A 16021-nucleotide genomic window follows, 5' to 3' on the forward strand; every position below is an offset into this window, starting at 1 on the left:
TATGAGGCGCATCAAGGTTTTTATTTTTTCTGGCAAATTTCAATAATTTCATGATTGGGACCATAAAAATTAAAATAGCGGATTCCGTGTTCCCAGAATGGCAGTTGTTGGATTTCGGGATCAATCAATTCCAAATTCAGTCCTTTAACAAAGGAAAATGCCGCCTCAATATCGTTTGTATCAAGCGCAAAATGATTTATCGCTCCGGCAGTAGGAGCCGTTTCAGCCTCCCAGACTTCAAGAATTAAATTGCCTAGTTCAAAAAATCCAACTTTACTTCCTTGATTATCTTCAGTTTGAATTAATTTGAACCCTAACTTGGAATAAACATCCTCACTAAATTTAAAATTTTCTGTTGGAATTCCAATGTGTTGCAGTCCGTTAAAAAAATTGCTCATTTTTCTTACCTTTCTATTCTTTCAATAATCGTGCAGCTAGAAAGAAATTGCCCACTGTAGCAGAACCATTATCCTTAACTGCTGGTAAAGAGATATAATGTTCGAGTTTCGGCGTCGGCAAGTAATCGTTTAAAAGAGCACTAAATTCTTGTCGCACTTTATTTAGAAAATTTTCACTCGTAACGCCGCCACCAAACACAATTTTATCAGGTCTAAAAGATAAAGTCGTATCCATAGCTGCCTGAGCAACATAATACGCCAAAATATCCCAAACAGGGTTAGTGAATGGCACATCTTTGCCAGAATTTCCTAATCGAGCTTCAAATGTTGGACCAGAAACTAACCCCTCTAGACAATCTTTATGATAAGGACAAATGCCTAAAAAATCTAGGTCAGCGGGATGTCTTTTTACAAGAACATGTCCCATTTCGAGGTGACCTAATGAACCAACAAATTTGCCATCAACTACTACTCCAGCTCCAACTCCGGTTCCAATGGTGTAGTAAACGACAGAACTGATTTGTTCATTAAATAAAGTAGTCATGACATATTCGCCAAATGCGGCACTGTTAACGTCGGTTGTCCATGAGATTGGCATCTTAAGCCCTGACTTAATTAAACCAACAAAATTTGTGTTTTGCCATCCTTTTTTGGGAGTTGTAGTAATGTAGCCGTACTGAGGGGAGTTACGTCTAGTTTCAATGGGACCAAATGAAGCAATTCCTAGAGCGTCGATTTGAAATTGAGAAAAGTAGTCAATTACTCGTTGAATTGTTTCTTTGGGGGTAGTAGTTGGAAACTGAATTTGGTCTTTAATTTGATAATCGTCGTTACCAATTGCACAAACAAATTTTGTGCCGCCTGCTTCTACTGATCCGTATTGCATTTTTTCCTTTCTTAAATTAAGTTATATGATTTGAGCCCTTTCACAATTCCTAAATTATCGTTAGTATCGGTGATTAAGTCAGCGAGACCTTTGGTCTCTTCTCTTCCATTTGCCATCGCAATTTTGTAATCAACTTGCTCAAACATGCTTAAATCGTTGATTCCGTCACCGAAAGCATATGTCGGAATTCCGTTTAATCGGGCAACGTCAATAAATTTTTTGATGCCAGCGCCTTTAGAATTACCCTTGATCACAGTATCAATTGAATGTGCTCCGGTAATAAAAAATTCAAGTTCTGGAAAGTTCAATTGATATTTCTCGTCGGCGTGATTGGCGATTACAAGGATTTGATTGACCAAATTATTTTGATAAAAGTTAGGGTTGAGAATTGGAAAGGGAGATGAAATATTTTCATAAAAGCTTCTGGCTAAAGGTTTATCAGCAGAGATTGCAATTGTCTGAGAATTATAAAACCCAATAATATCATCTCGTTGTTCAGCATAAGATAGAATTCGCTCACAGATTGAAGGATCGATCTTTAAATTTTGAATGATCTTCCCTTCATATTCCTGGTATTGTCCATTCATTGAGATAATTGAATTGATGTTACACATTTTCATAAAAGGTCGCACTTCAAATGCAGCGCGTCCGGTTGCGATTACTGGTAAATTTCCATTGCTTTTTAGGTGAATTACTGCATTTTGAACTTCTTCGACGATAGTCGATTTACTGGACAGCAGTGTTCCATCCATATCGAAAAAAACAATTGATTTAAATTTTGCCACTCTAAATTTCCTTTACGTTCTTAGAATAATATTGCTAAATTTAGCTTCACCATTTGAAACAGCGATCGCTAAATCGTTGCCAAATTTATGATAAACTCGGCTAATCAAACTTACATTTTCAACAACGATTACCAAAATATCGTCGTCTACAATCATTTTGACATGAATAGGTTGACCGCCTTTAATTGGTAATGGTCGTTCTAGTCCCTTTGTCATCATTTGATACCAAGGCCATTCGGGGCTTTTATCAAAAGTTAACCTTTGATCATCTACTGACAGCAAATATTGATATGATTCATCAGTTTCTTGATTTTTGAAGGCTCTAATTGCAATATCAGCGAGATTTACATCCAAATTTACGTCAAAATCTAGAACATAATGGTCTCCAACATTTGTTGCAATGATTTTTTCGCTTCGTCCCTCAGAATTTTCGATTGTGATCGGGGAGATTTGAGTTGAATTTTTAAAAGCTTCTGTGAGCTCATCTGGCAATTTTGTCCCTAAAGTTCCGTTTGATCTTTGTACTATCTCTAATGGGACGTATGTTCCGCCCCATTCCCAGTTAACCAGGTCTCCTTGTCCACGTTCACGAGTAGGGACCCAGCCAAACAGCACTCTGCGGTTACCGTCATAAGCACTGCGGGCAGCATAGTATGCGCGACCGTCAAACGAATCATCTTTTGGTTTAATCCATGGACCAGTCATATTCTTGCTCATTCGATACCGAGTCTTACTTTGATCACTATATTCGGTGTAAAGTAAATACCACCAATCGCCGATTTTAAAAATATCTGGCATTTCAAGACCTGTATAAAGATTTGGTGCAAAGAAGTCTCCTTGAAAATCCCACTTTTTCAAATCCTTCGAGGTAAACGAAACAATTCGGCCAGTTAGTTTTGATTTAGGGCCAGCTAGGCGAGTTCCCAGAATTAACAAATATTGACTGTTTTCTTCATCCCAAATCACCCAAGGATCTCGCCAATCTGTAACGTCGTAACCAGGTTGAGCTGGTAACGCGAGTTCATCGACATTTTTGATAAAGTGCTCGTAGTCATCGCTGATTGCATGAAGTAAAACTTGTGAAGTTTTTCCTGCTTGATCAGCTTTTTTGTTATACCCGGTGTAAAAAGCGTGAATTTTATCGCCCGCTTTAAAAACTGAACCGGCATAAATCCACTGAGCGACATCGTCTGGTCCACCACTGGAAATTGAAATTCCATGATCTTCATAGTTAATGAAATTATCAGTAGTTGAAAGAGCCCAACCAAAAGGAGTGCTCTCCGTAAGAGGACCAGGGTCTCGCGGATCACGTTGATGGTAAAGATAGAAAGTGCCTTTTTCACCATAAGGCATAATATCACCCATCCAGGTATTATTAGGTGGTTGGTAAAAAACTTTATACATATAAATTAACCTCCGTTTTTTAAATATTTAATTTTTAATGAAATTGCATCGTAAGGATCAATTGATACAAGGGTTACTTTATCTTCCAGCGCATTAACAACTGTTACATTTTGATCATTAATCAGATTGAAAGGCAAATTTACATTTTGCTTGGATAAATTCTGAAGCCGAATGATCATTGAATCCTCTGAAGTATAAGAAGGATATATCGCGGCTACGTCTAGATCTGCGTTAAGAGATAGAATGGATAAACTTAAAGGGATAGTCTTTTTTTCTTCAGTTTCCCAGATTTTGTTGTCCAGGCGGTTGATGAACACATTTAATTGTTGTTTCTGATACGAAATTGAAACGTCCAAACTTTTATTTACAAGTTCGTTATTTTTTGTTTCACTAAATGGTTCATCTGACCACTCTAAATCAAATTTAAATTTGTTAATTCCTAATTCCTGGGCCAAAGGAGTTGGAATCATTGGATGACCTTGATTTGTGGTATCGCCGGAAGCTCGACCAGGACGCCAAGCCAAGTTAGGTTTACCAAGTTGTCCTGTCGTTGACATTAAGGTAATTAACAAATCATTATTTTCTGTTTGGTATTCCTTTTGACCTTTGCCCAAAAATGTAAGATGACCTTCTGAATTACTTAGGCTCACACTTTTGTCAAAGTTATACAAATTGACCGGTTTTTCATCATAGTGTTTCTCCCAATCAGCTGGGATCAACTCATTTTGCTGTTTAAGATAACCTAATTGAATTCTGGCAATTGTTTCACAATTCTTTAAGCCAGATTGTAAACGGAGCCTTAAACGATGCGACTCGACGGTATTGTCGATTGTTAAAATCCCTTTAATAGTTTTATTAGAGTTAAATGAAAGTTCCAGCTCGTAATTCATTGCTTGATAATGGGGATTATCAGATGAGTAGTCAGCAAGACTAAATGGTAAGCTTGCAGATCCGACTATTTTCATTGTGTTTTCAGTAACAATTACTTTATCGAAAGGAAGAACAGTTTCTTGATCTTGAGGCAAAGGGGAAAAGTCATAAGTATCGCCGTCGTTAGCGCAGTTTACAAGGGTGATTGCATTAACAATTTCTTTACCGTTACAGGTTATATTAATTTTTCCTTTATCAAAACTGATTTTAAGACCTTCCACTGAAATCGTTCCTTGGGAACTGGAATTGGATTTTTTAGAAATTTGCAATTCTTTTTTAGATGGTTGAATGGTGAAAACTTTGTAGCCAAGAGCAGGGAGCACCATTTTGGCACTAACAATTAATTCATAATAAGCGTTTTCAGATAAAAATTCTTTTCCGCGAGCGGTCATGGTCATTATATGTTCACGTGCTGGGTAGAATCTTTCTTTTTCAATTTTAATTTCACTCATTTGATCAATTGAGAATTTTTTGGAATTGCTAATGATTTTTAGTTGTTTTCTGCCACTGAATTCTTTAGCGTCCGTATTAAAAACGATGATTTCATTCGCTTTTAGCTTTAAAAAGTCAGCGATTTTCTTCTTAATCATGTTTTCAATGCCGTCAGCCATCTCGTTAGCTGCTTTGAAGCGAGCAAGAATGTCTTCATAGACATTGTCAGTAATACTACCGCCTAGAGTATCGTGAGGCTGACACTCTAATAATTTTTTCCAAAGATTGATGATCAATCCTGAGCCGATTTTTACTCCAACTTTACGACCGATTACAGCTAGTGGTTCCACCCTTTTTAGAATTTTTTGTTCTAATTCATAGTTTTCTTGTTTAATCCGATGTCTTAGCGAACCAATTGAGCGGTGCACCCTCGCGTAGGTAGGAAGTCTCAACTCTCCTTGATACGATGGCAGCTCCTTAATATTATTTCTAAGTTCGTTAATAAATTCTGGATAACTGCTAATTGTTGTGTGGTATTTGCTGATTTGATTAAGATCCTTGATAGTTTGGACCTCATTATGAATGATGTTCATCTGGTCAATTCCTGAAGGCATTAAGATCATTTGATTATCTTTGTGCTCAACAGCAAATTTGACTGCTGGATCATAGCGTTGTTCAACAAACTCTTTTAGATTTCTTTTGCTTTCTGGGGTGATTTGACCAGTGAAATATCCAAACGGGAAGTTAGCTGCGATGACAGTTTTATTTGACAATCCTCGCCAGTTGAAGTAAAGAGATTTCAATTGATGATCATAATTCGTCCCACGCCAAAATACGAAATTATCGATCCCGACTTGCCTTAAAATGGTCGGCAATTGAGCTGTAAATCCAAAGGTATCAGGTAGATACCCCACCATCATAGCTTCACCATATTGTTGATTTGCTTCCTGAATGCCAATCACCAGGTTGCGAATCATTGATTCAGCATCTGGAATTATACCGTCAGTTTGGGTATACCAGGGGCCGATAAATAATTGTTTACTTTGAACAAGTCTTTTAATGCGATTCCTTGCTTCGGGGTGAATATCAATGTAATCATCAATAATGGAAGTTTGACCATCGAAAGTGAAATTGGCTTCGGGATGCGTCTCTAGTTCGTCGAGTGCTTCTGTAAATACTTGATCACTTAAAACGAGGGCATCGGTCGTTGTGAAATACCATTCTCGGTCCCAATGAGTATGGTTTACAAAATATACTTCAGTCATTATTAGCCTTCTTGAGCGATTTTTTGATCACGGTGCATCAATTTTTTAATTAAATTACACATTAATGCACCAATTACAACTCCTACAATAATAGAAATACAATAAAGTAAGATGTTAGAAGCAAACGGTACTGCCATAAATGTTGAAAGAGCCGTCTTTTGACTTACTCCAAAAAATGAATTTAGTCCGCTAGCAATCGCAGAACCAACCATACAGCTAGGAATTACAGCGATCGGGTCTGAAACAGCAAACGGAATCGCCCCCTCTGTTAAGGCAATGATTCCGAGGATTAAAGCAGTTTTTCCGTTTTCTTTTTCCTCGTCGTCGTAGTATTTTTTGCCGATAAAGCAGGCAAGAGCCATTATTAGCGGCGGAATGCCAATTGCAATAAAGCACGCTGTACTGATAGCGTAACCGCCGGATGTATAGGCGGCCATACTGAATGTGTAGGCGACTTTGTTAATTGGACCACCCATATCAGTTGCCATCATTGCTCCAATAATCATTGAGACAAGGATTTGATTTTGTCCACTCATACTGGTTAGCCAGCCGGTTAAACCTTCCTGCATTGATCTAACAGGGGCTCCAAAAATATAAAACATGAATAGTCCGCCAACTAATACTGAAATTAAAGGGATTACGGTAATTGATTTTAAAGAAATTAAAGAAGCTGGCATTGGTAACTTTTTAAGCCATTGGATTAAATAACCTTCAAATACTCCGACAATCATTCCGCCTAAAAATCCCATCTTTAGTTGAACAGAAACTAAACCTACAATGAATGCTGGAGCTAAACCAGGTCGATCAGCAATTGAATATGAGATGTATGCGGCGATCATTACGGGAATGAAATTTAATCCTTGCTGTCCAATCATTCTCAAAACGCCCCAGATGTTGCTAGTTTGATTCCAAACATTTTGTCCGCCGCCGACAACCGCGATTGAGACTATTAAACCTGCAGCTGCGACCAATGGTATCATATAAGATACACCAGTTTGAAAATGTCCGACTAAATCTCGCCCAAACTGTTTTACTTTATCCATGAAAACTCTCCCTTTTGTATTTATTCATCTAACAATTCATGGGCTTTAGCGATTGCTTTGGCCCCGTCTTTAACAACTTCTGAAGTTCCAATTTTTAAGATTTTTTTTCCTTCGAAGCGCTCTTCATCACGGACCGTTGTATCTACTGCAAAAATCACAGCATCGGCCTCTTCGATGTCTTTAGGTTTTAATTTGTTTTCAATTCCCATGGCACCTTGGGTCTCTACTTTCATTTCATCACAATTTTTCTTGGCATATTTTTTTAAATTTTGTGCTGCCATATAAGTATGGGCAACTCCTGCAATACATGCTGATACTCCTACAAATTTAGCCATTTTTATATCTCCTTATTAATCTTTTGAAAAAATTTCTACTAGTTTTTGGGGATCATTTTCTTTTTTGATTGTTGCAACAAAATCATCATCCATCAATTTTCCAGACAATTTTGCTAGCATTTTTAAATGATCTTTTCCTACGTCGTCAGAGCGTACGGCCATTAGAAAAATAATATCTACTGGACTTCCATCAAGTGAATTCCATTCCAATGGAGTCTGATTTTTTGCGAATATAAAAGAAGCCTCTTTAACGCTACTACTTTTCCCGTGAGGAATTGCAATATTGTTTCCAATCCCAGTTGTTGTTAAACTTTCACGTTCCATTACGTCTGCAGAAAACTTCTTGCTGTCTGTGACGATGCCATTTTCTTCCAATTTTTGCGACATCTTGTTAATCGCATCTTTTTTGGAAGTGGCGTTTAATCCAATTAAAATATTTTTGGCTGTCAAAAAATTTTCTGCCAAATCATTCACCTCTTAACAAATTGATAATTGCCTCTATATTTTCTGCGTGAACCATTTTCTTTAATGTCTGTTTGTTATCTAAAATTTTGTTTAAATGCTCATACAACTCATTAATTTCATCCTTAACATCTTCATTCATCGCTAAAAAGAAGACGATGTTTACTTTTCCTTTATCCCAGATTACCTTTTGCTTATTGATATAAACTGCAATACAAGGCTTTTTCACAAATTCAATTGCAGCATGGGGAATCGCTACTAAGTGGATTTCGGTGCTTGCAAGTTTTTCGCGTTTGATCGCAGATTGTGCGATGCCATTAATTGCATATTTATTTTCTATCAATTTTTGCCCCAGAAAATTGATTACATTTTCTTGAGTCCGTTCTTGATTGTCGATGAAAATCAAACGATGATCAATCAAGTTCATAAAAGCTTGAGAACAAGAAATGTTTTTGGACAATTGGTCAATTTTTTGATTTATTCTTTCAAGTGAGGGATTGTCTAAAAAGGGCGGAACAACGACGATAGGAATTTGTGCAAGATCAATATTGATTGTGCTAATTACTAAATCTTCTTTGATCGGTTCTTCAAGCAATTCTTGAATCGAGATGACTCGTTTGATTTCGATTTGATCGGAGTAGTATTTATTTAGCCGTTGTTCTAGTAATCTAGCAGTTCCTAATCCTGTACTGCAGATTAAAACTACTTTGATTTTATTAACGTTACCTTTACGCTCATAATACGTTTCAAAGTGCAGGGCAATGAAAGCTACTTCATCATCATTTGTTTTTACCCCAAAAGATTTAGCCAACTTTAAACTAAGTTCGCTAGCCTTGTTGTATGAATAGGGGAAGAATTTTTTAATTTTTTGAGTATAGGGATTTCGGATCCTAAGTCCCAAATTTAAGCGACTAAGTGCGGGCATTAAGTGTAAGGTTAAATTGTTGATCAAACCATTATCAAATTCGTCCAAATTACTTTTTAAGAAATTAGATAAATCATCATTTTCCATTAATTGATTGTGAGGATCTGCAATGGGATCCTTTTTGGTCGCAACAATATGAATGTTGATGTAGCTGATTTCTTCTGGTGGAATTGAAAATTTAAATTCTTTTTCTAAAATCGAAACTAAATTGAACGTTCTGGGATCGATCGAACAATTTATCTTGTTTTTTGATAAGACAACGCCTTTTTTAATTCTTTCAATTGCGATAACTAAATGAATTGCTAAAGATTGGTACTCATAGTCACTAAACTTAATTTGACTATTCTTTTCAAATTCATTAAGAGCTTTTATAACTTTTTTCAGGTTTTGAGGACTGAAGAAGCTTAAAATCTTAGACGGGAGCTCAATTTTGAGATCATGATTGATACTATTAGGGCGATATTTGGCATCGCCCCAATAAATATCAACAAGTTTGGACATTAAATTTCTTTTTATTTGTTCACTTGCTGAGATAAATACGCCAAAACGATTACTGGTAAGTTTTGCATCGAATTTTTGCAAATTAACTTTTATTTCCTTCAAATCAGACTCTAAAGTACTGCGACTAACATAAAATTGATCGGCTAAATCTTGAATTGTTATTGGATGATTGTTCATTAACAGTTCAGAAAATAAGGAAATAATTCTTTGTTCCTTATAATCTTTACTTTGATCACTTAAAAGTCCATTAATTTTATTAGCTAATAAATCCGTGTTACCGGTAAAATAAATTCCAACATTTCGTTTTCTTACGATTTGAACACCATAATCAGAAATGTCTTTTTGGAGTTGATCAAGTAATTTAGAAACTGTTTTTTTAGATTTACCAACTAACTTTTCAAGCTCTGAATAGTTGGAAATTTTATCCTGTAATATTTGCTTGGCGATCCTTAACTCTTGCTTATTAATTTTCTCACCTCCTGTATACGCTTTCATTATAACCGTTGATGATAAAGAGTCATACATGATAAAGTGCACTTATAAAAGGGGAAAAATTACTTGTTGATGATGTTATTCGTAGGTAAATCGACTCGTATTAATTATGGTATAATTGAAGAAATTAGTTTTGGGGGAAATTTTAATGATTGGGACAATTCTTGCTTATGTATATGCGGCAGTGATGGCGATTAGCACTTGTGGGGTGATGTTTTCAGACAAGAAAATGCCGGTTTGGTTGTTTATTTTAAATCTTGTAGCGTCGCTGTTAATAGCATTTCAGTCGCAAGGCCTTATTTGGTTGATCATCGGATTATCATTAGTTTTGGTGGCGGCAGTTTTAAACGGAGAATACGTATTCGGCAAAGTTCATCCGAGTCATTTCCTTGTTCGACTGATCATTTCACTAATTATTGTTTTAATGGTTTATAAGAAAATTTAGATCCAAGCAAACTTTTTAAATCAAAATTAATACTACTTCTGACTGATGGAGATTTCCTTGGAATATGGTAAGGTTAAGCAGAAAAAAACTTAGGAGTTTGAAGTGATTAATCAACGTAATAATTTTATTAACCTATCACGGATTCGCCAGGAATTTAAACATGTGATTTCAGAAGATGAGATGAATAATATTGAAGGTTTCGTTCGGACATATCAGAGATATCAAGCTGGTGCCAATGAGATCGGGACTAAGCTGAGTAATTTGGATGACGATTTTCGCCTTACTTACGACTACGCGCCAATTCATTCCATGGAATCCCGGATGAAGTCGCCAGAAAGCATTATCGAGAAATTAGTGCGAAAACAATTGCCCGTAAGCGTGGATAATATTAAAGAAAATATCTTTGATATCGCTGGAATTCGCGTCATAACTAGCTATATTGATGATGTATACTCGGTTGCTGATTTATTAAAAAAACAGAGCGACATTACGGTTTTAAAAGAAAAAGATTACATTAAAAATCCGAAAAGCAATGGTTATCGAAGTTTACATGTAATTTTTTCAGTCCCAGTGTTTCAAACTGATGGCGTCTATGATGTTCCAGTAGAAGTTCAATTTCGAACAATTGGGATGGATTTTTGGGCGAGTTTAGAGCATGAACTAGTTTATAAAAATAATTTGGATTCTGAGACCAAGAAGCAATATCAAACAGATCTTGAGCACTATGCCGCTGAACTTAGCGATATGGATCGAAAAATGCGTGATATTTTTAAAGATCTGCATCCACAAAATTGAAAACAAAATAGCCAAGCAAATTTCTGCTTGGCTATTTATTATGGGGAATTACTTTAAATTTTCTTTGACACATCATCCCAGTCTTTAGTTTCAGGAACGATGCCCTTTTGCCAGAAATCAAGGAACATCTTAATGCATTCCTCCTCGGAGATGCCTTCAATTCTAAAAATTTGCATTGTGTCGTCAGGCCGCGAAAAAACGGCTTCGGCTACGAAAACGGCGTCTTTAAATCCGCCTAGAGCTTGAATAAGTGTACACTCATTAATGGGGTCTTCGGGCTCAAGAACGATAAAAGTAGCATCTGGTTTAGTAAGCTCGTGAATAATGTCTTCGATTAATTCGCCAGAAATTTGAGAGTTTTTGTAGACTTTTTCCTCCAAAGTAATAGTAAATCGATTTTTCATATTAGTTCACCGCAGGGACCGCTTCGCCGCGGATCACTTTCATTACGTTATCAACAACAACTTCTGCCATTGCGTTGCGTGCTTCAATGGTAGCGTTACCTAAATGAGGAGTTAAAACAACATTTTTCATTGATTTTAATTCTTCGCTTACTGCGGGCTCGTGTTCGTACACATCTAGCGCTGCTCCTGCAATTTCCTTATTTTTTAGCGCTGAAACAAGAGCCGCTTCGTCGACAATTGGGCCTCTGGCAGCATTAATTAAATAGGCGCTGTCTTTCATTTGTGCAAAAACATTTTGATCAAATTGATGCTTGTTATCATCAGTTAAAGGAGAATTAAGTGAAATAAAATCAGATGTCTTCACTAATTCGTCGAACTCCAGGTACGATAGATTTAACACCCGCTCTTGTTCAGGTTTTAAGCGCCGCGGCTGCCAGTAGAAGACGTTCATTGAGAAGCTTTGAGCAAGGTTTGCCACAGCTTTGCCAATGTTTCCAAGACCAACGATTCCGAGGTTCTTACCTGCAATTTCATGACCTAAGAAGAACAAAGGGCGCCACCCATCAAAGCCGGTGCTGCGCATTAATTGGTCGCCTTCGACGAGACGGTGGCTGATTGAAAGGATTAACCCGATGGTCACTTCAGCGACGGAAGTGGTGGAGACGATCGGCGTGTTGGTAACGCAAATTCCTTTTTTGCGCGCATAAGCAGTATCAATGTTGTTGAAGCCGGATGCGAAATTCGCGATTAATTTGAGTTTTGGGGCATGATCGATGATGTTTTTATCCACTTTTGTCGAAAGAGCGGTGATTAAAAAATCTGCGTCGGCGACCTCTTCAATGAGTTCAGCCTCGGTGATTAATTTCGAACCATTAAAGGTCTTGACAGTTAGCTTATTTTTTTCTAATTTAGTTGTAGCAATTTCTGGGATTCGATCAGTTATATAAACTTTCAATTTTTAAGTTTTCCTTTCATTCAACATAAATTAAATATAGAATACCAGTATTAATACCTGATAAAAAGACTTATTTTCTGGAGGTGTGAAGATGCATTACATAGAAGTGACGCACAGCTTTAAGAGATATCAAATGGGAGATTCAACAATTGTTGCAAATAATGATTTGAATTTTCACATTGAAAAAGGCGAGCTGGCGGTGATTTTGGGCGCTTCTGGCGCGGGAAAATCAACACTTTTAAATATTTTAGGTGGTATGGATAATAACGATGAAGGAGATGTGATCATTGATGGCAACAATATCGCTAACTATGATGCTCGTCAATTGACAACCTATCGGCGCAATGATGTCGGATTTGTTTTCCAATTTTACAATTTAGTTGAAAATTTGACGGCCAAAGAAAACGTTGAGCTGGCTTCGGAGATTGTTAGAGATGCCCTTGACCCCGAACAAACTTTAAAAGACGTCGGACTAGAAAATCGAATCAATAATTTTCCGGCACAACTTTCTGGCGGCGAACAGCAGCGGGTAGCGATTGCGCGGGCAGTGGCAAAGAATCCGAAGATTTTACTTTGCGACGAACCAACTGGCGCCCTCGATTATGAAACAGGTAAACAAGTTCTTCAAATTATTCAAGATATGAGCCGTAATCGCGGGGCCACAGTTATTATTGTGACTCACAATGCAGCAATTGCGCCGATTGGCGATCGAGTGATTCGAATGCGCGACGCGAAGATTGAGAAAATTGAAGAGCAATCAAATCCAAAGTCGATCCAGGATTTGACTTGGTAATCTGCGATGAGAAAAAAAGCTTTATGGAAAGATCTTTTTGGATCTTTTAGTCATTCAAAAGGGCGCTTTTTTGCAATCGTTGGGCTCATGCTTTTAGGTTCGTTTGCGTTAGTTGGTCTAAAAGTAACTGGTCCAGATATGCGGCAAACGGGTGCTAAATATTTTCAAAAACTAAATACTGCTGATCTTTCGGTCATTGGCAGCTTGGGTATTGATTCTGACGACCAAAAGAAGATTGATCAAACTCCAGGGATTCATGAAATTGAGTATGGATATTTTAAGGACGCAACGATCGATCAAACTAAAAATAGTTTTCGGCTTTTTTCTAAACCTAAAAATATTTCGAAATATGAGCTGATCAAAGGTCGTTTACCCAAACACGCTGATGAAATTGCCATTGACGCGCAATATCAAGGACAATACCATCTTGGGCAAAGAATTACTTTTAATGAAAAATCAGATCCTGCAGGTCAAAAGAATCTAAAGAGACAAAATTTTAAAATCAGTGGGTTCGTTTCTTCTGGCGAAATTATTTCATTTGTTAACCGTGGTCAGTCCACGGCGGGTACGGGCGAACTAAAAGGCTACGGCGTGATTTTGCCGAGCAATTTTCAAAGTGATTACTACATGCTTGCTCGCCTAAGGTTTAATGATACCAGAAAACTTGATCCTTATTCTGAGCTTTATAATAAGCGGATTGAAGCACATAAAACTGCTTTAAATGAACAGTTAAAAGGTCAGCCGCAAAAGCGTTTAGCTGCGATTAAAGAAAAATCTCAGTCTCAAATTGATGAAGTTAATCAGCAAGTTATTGCGGGCAAAAATCAATTAGCGTTAGAAAAAATTCAGCTCACTCAGGCAAGTAAAGAGATTACGGCAGCAAAGAACTCGCCTCTTGCCCAGACGCAAGCCTTAAATCAAAAAGAGCAAGATTTAAAATCGAAGGAAGAAGAGTTGAATACTGCTGAGCAAAAAATCAAAGCGACAGCTTTGAAAGTGGAGCAAGGCAGAGAAACTCTTAAACACTTGGAACAGCCCGTTTATACCGCTTATAATCGGCGAGATTTTCCAGGCGGTATCGGATATGGAATTTATGGCAATATTTCGCGGATTGTGGATTCGCTCGCTAATATTTTCCCGATTTTTCTCTATTTTGTAGCAGCACTTGTGACAATGGCAACGATGACGCGTTTCGTTGATGAGGAGCGCATCAAGTCTGGGACCTTGAAGGCGCTAGGCTATTCCAACAATGATATCATCAAGAAATTTACAATCTATGGTTTTATTTCCGCAATTTTAGGCTCGGTAATTGGGATTGTGCTGGGGCACACATTAATTCCCATCGTTGTCTATAACGCCTATTCCGAAGGTTTTACTGTTCCGAAAATTGAGCTTCAAATGGATTTAGGGATTACCTTGATTGCGTTAATGCTTGCAATCATTAGTGCAGTTATTCCAACCTATCTGGTGGCTTTGCGCCAATTACAGGAGCGACCAGCAAATTTATTACTGCCTAAACCACCAGCGGCGGGCTCAAAAATTATGTTGGAACGGATTCCGTGGATTTGGAATCATCTCAAATTCTCGGCGAAGGTCACCGCTCGCAACATTTTCCGTTACAAAAAACGGATGTATATGACAATTTTTGGAGTGAGTGGCGCCGTTTGTATGTTATTTGCGGGACTTGCAGTTCAGCATTCAATCTCTGGGATCAACTCACGGCAGTTTAACGAACTGATTCGCTATGACTTAATCGTTGCTCAAAATAATTACGTCAGTGATCAACAAGCTCAAAAATTTGATCAGAAATTACAGCAAAAAAGTATCGATCAAAAATTGGCCGTTCACTATGAAGAAATGACGAAAGTTGCAGGCAAAAATGGTGACTTGCAGAGTATCACGATGATTACGCCGCATCGAGCAAGTGATTTAAATCAGTTCATCACCCTCGATCAGTGCCAAAATCATCATAATATACCTCTAACCGACGATGGCGTTGTAATTTCTGAACGTCTGGCAAGCCTTCTTAATGTTAAAAAAGGTGACCAAATTACGTTAAAAGATGCATCCGGGAAAAATCGCTCGATGAAGGTGATAGGAATTTGCGAGATGTATATGGGTCATTTCGTCTTCATGAATAAAACCGCCTATCAGAAAATTTTTGCTCAAAAATATCAGGCAAATGCTGAATTGATCACGTTAAAAGACCGCTCACTTCCAAATGTTCAGCGTCAAGCAGCAAGTTTTATGAAGTTGGGTAGTGTCAAAGGTGTCGTTCAAAATACCGCGCTGATGAACGAAGTGAGCGTAGTCGTTAAAGCGCTCGATCAAATTATGGTGGTCTTAATAATTATTGCTGCGTTACTTGCAATTGTAATTATGTATAATTTGACCAACATTAATGTCTCAGAGCGAATTCGCGAGCTTTCTACCATTAAAGTACTCGGATTTTATAATCAGGAAGTTACGATGTATATTTACCGAGAGACTATCTATCTTTCACTTCTCGGGGTGCTCGTAGGTTATCTGTTCGGTGAAATACTGCATCGTTACATTATTTTTGCCGTCCCACCCGAGGACGTGATGTTTAATCCAGCACTTAACTATCTCCCGTTTGCAGCTCCTTTTGTCGTAGTTGCTGTAATCACGGTAGTTTTAGGCATTTTAGTCAATCGAAAGCTCAAAAATCTGGAGATGTTGGCAGCTTTAAAGTCGGTTGATTAAAGCAAATTAATTTCCAGATTGGATTTTTTTTGCTACTATATAAAGCG

At 37.5% G+C, this 16021-nt stretch carries 15 protein-coding genes; 4 read left to right on the forward strand and 11 right to left on the reverse strand.

Annotation, left to right across the window (positions count from 1 at the left end; genetic code table 11):
* Nucleotides 1-20: 20 nt before the first annotated feature.
* The 9 genes from R8495_RS02490 to R8495_RS02530 are packed head-to-tail and all read right to left on the reverse strand — an operon-like array spanning nucleotide 21 to nucleotide 9861.
* Nucleotides 21-398 carry a VOC family protein gene (locus tag R8495_RS02490; RefSeq protein WP_317635988.1) on the reverse strand — a complete coding sequence of 126 codons (378 nt, stop codon included), beginning with the start codon at nucleotides 396-398 and terminating at the stop codon, nucleotides 21-23.
* Between the two features lie 13 nt (nucleotides 399-411).
* Nucleotides 412-1284 carry a fructokinase ScrK gene (gene scrK / locus R8495_RS02495; RefSeq protein WP_317635989.1) on the reverse strand — a complete coding sequence of 291 codons (873 nt, stop codon included), beginning with the start codon at nucleotides 1282-1284 and terminating at the stop codon, nucleotides 412-414.
* An 11-nt stretch (nucleotides 1285-1295) separates the two neighbouring features.
* Entirely contained in the window at nucleotides 1296-2069 is a 774-nt protein-coding gene (locus R8495_RS02500; protein ID WP_317635990.1) for a Cof-type HAD-IIB family hydrolase, read from the reverse strand.
* 12 nt (nucleotides 2070-2081) lie between these two features.
* Nucleotides 2082-3473, reverse strand: a complete 1392-nt coding sequence (locus R8495_RS02505) for a glycoside hydrolase family protein (RefSeq protein WP_317635991.1) — start codon at nucleotides 3471-3473, stop codon at nucleotides 2082-2084.
* A gap of 5 nt (nucleotides 3474-3478) precedes the next feature.
* On the reverse strand, nucleotides 3479-6100 hold the full coding sequence (locus R8495_RS02510) for a glycoside hydrolase family 38 N-terminal domain-containing protein (RefSeq protein WP_317635992.1): 2622 nt from the start codon (nucleotides 6098-6100) through the stop codon (nucleotides 3479-3481).
* A gap of 2 nt (nucleotides 6101-6102) precedes the next feature.
* Complete coding sequence (locus tag R8495_RS02515; RefSeq protein WP_317635993.1) at nucleotides 6103-7143, reverse strand: PTS fructose transporter subunit IIC; 1041 nt, start codon at nucleotides 7141-7143, stop codon at nucleotides 6103-6105.
* 20 nt (nucleotides 7144-7163) lie between these two features.
* The gene (locus R8495_RS02520; RefSeq protein WP_317635994.1) at nucleotides 7164-7478 is read right to left on the reverse strand and encodes a PTS fructose transporter subunit IIB; all 315 of its coding nucleotides are present in this window, start codon (nucleotides 7476-7478) and stop codon (nucleotides 7164-7166) included.
* 15 nt (nucleotides 7479-7493) lie between these two features.
* Complete coding sequence (locus R8495_RS02525) at nucleotides 7494-7952, reverse strand: PTS sugar transporter subunit IIA (protein WP_425613252.1); 459 nt, start codon at nucleotides 7950-7952, stop codon at nucleotides 7494-7496.
* Nucleotides 7945-9861, reverse strand: a complete 1917-nt coding sequence (locus tag R8495_RS02530) for a BglG family transcription antiterminator (RefSeq protein WP_317635996.1) — start codon at nucleotides 9859-9861, stop codon at nucleotides 7945-7947. Before R8495_RS02530 ends, R8495_RS02525 begins: the two co-directional genes overlap by 8 nt.
* Nucleotides 9862-10006: 145 nt before the next feature.
* Between R8495_RS02530 and R8495_RS02535 the strand changes: the two genes are divergently transcribed.
* Together R8495_RS02535 and R8495_RS02540 are read left to right on the forward strand one after the other, a co-directional pair.
* Nucleotides 10007-10303 carry a hypothetical protein gene (locus tag R8495_RS02535; RefSeq protein ID WP_317635997.1) on the forward strand — a complete coding sequence of 99 codons (297 nt, stop codon included), beginning with the start codon at nucleotides 10007-10009 and terminating at the stop codon, nucleotides 10301-10303.
* Nucleotides 10304-10405: 102 nt separating this feature from the next.
* Nucleotides 10406-11098, forward strand: a complete 693-nt coding sequence (locus R8495_RS02540; RefSeq protein WP_317635998.1) for a GTP pyrophosphokinase — start codon at nucleotides 10406-10408, stop codon at nucleotides 11096-11098.
* Between the two features lie 53 nt (nucleotides 11099-11151).
* Here the strand turns inward: R8495_RS02540 and R8495_RS02545 are convergent, their stop codons facing one another.
* Both R8495_RS02545 and R8495_RS02550 read right to left on the reverse strand, forming a co-directional pair.
* Complete coding sequence (locus tag R8495_RS02545; RefSeq protein ID WP_317635999.1) at nucleotides 11152-11502, reverse strand: hypothetical protein; 351 nt, start codon at nucleotides 11500-11502, stop codon at nucleotides 11152-11154.
* Between the two features lies 1 nt (nucleotide 11503).
* Nucleotides 11504-12457: a 2-hydroxyacid dehydrogenase family protein gene (locus tag R8495_RS02550; protein WP_317636000.1), complete on the reverse strand. Its 954-nt coding sequence runs from the start codon at nucleotides 12455-12457 to the stop codon at nucleotides 11504-11506.
* 91 nt (nucleotides 12458-12548) lie between these two features.
* Between R8495_RS02550 and R8495_RS02555 the strand changes: the two genes are divergently transcribed.
* Nucleotides 12549-13250: an ABC transporter ATP-binding protein gene (locus R8495_RS02555; protein WP_317636001.1), complete on the forward strand. Its 702-nt coding sequence runs from the start codon at nucleotides 12549-12551 to the stop codon at nucleotides 13248-13250.
* 6 nt (nucleotides 13251-13256) lie between these two features.
* A complete protein-coding gene (locus R8495_RS02560; RefSeq protein WP_317636002.1) occupies nucleotides 13257-15974 on the forward strand; it encodes an FtsX-like permease family protein in 2718 nt (905 codons plus the stop codon).
* Nucleotides 15975-16021: the final 47 nt, after the last annotated feature.

It is taken from the genome of Xylocopilactobacillus apicola, assembly GCF_033095985.1.
Lineage (GTDB): Bacteria > Bacillota > Bacilli > Lactobacillales > Lactobacillaceae > Xylocopilactobacillus > Xylocopilactobacillus apicola.

Coding starts and splice junctions, on each gene's coding strand:
- R8495_RS02520 (WP_317635994.1), bottom strand. CDS start 7,478: ATGGCTAAATTTGTAGGAGTATCAGCATGTATTGCAGGAGTTGCCCAT.
- R8495_RS02510 (WP_317635992.1), bottom strand. CDS start 6,100: ATGACTGAAGTATATTTTGTAAACCATACTCATTGGGACCGAGAATGG.
- R8495_RS02505 (WP_317635991.1), bottom strand. CDS start 3,473: ATGTATAAAGTTTTTTACCAACCACCTAATAATACCTGGATGGGTGAT.
- R8495_RS02560 (WP_317636002.1), top strand. CDS start 13,257: ATGAGAAAAAAAGCTTTATGGAAAGATCTTTTTGGATCTTTTAGTCAT.
- R8495_RS02530 (WP_317635996.1), bottom strand. CDS start 9,861: ATGAAAGCGTATACAGGAGGTGAGAAAATTAATAAGCAAGAGTTAAGG.
- scrK (WP_317635989.1), bottom strand. CDS start 1,284: ATGCAATACGGATCAGTAGAAGCAGGCGGCACAAAATTTGTTTGTGCA.
- R8495_RS02555 (WP_317636001.1), top strand. CDS start 12,549: ATGCATTACATAGAAGTGACGCACAGCTTTAAGAGATATCAAATGGGA.
- R8495_RS02545 (WP_317635999.1), bottom strand. CDS start 11,502: ATGAAAAATCGATTTACTATTACTTTGGAGGAAAAAGTCTACAAAAAC.
- R8495_RS02515 (WP_317635993.1), bottom strand. CDS start 7,143: ATGGATAAAGTAAAACAGTTTGGGCGAGATTTAGTCGGACATTTTCAA.
- R8495_RS02490 (WP_317635988.1), bottom strand. CDS start 398: ATGAGCAATTTTTTTAACGGACTGCAACACATTGGAATTCCAACAGAA.
- R8495_RS02535 (WP_317635997.1), top strand. CDS start 10,007: ATGATTGGGACAATTCTTGCTTATGTATATGCGGCAGTGATGGCGATT.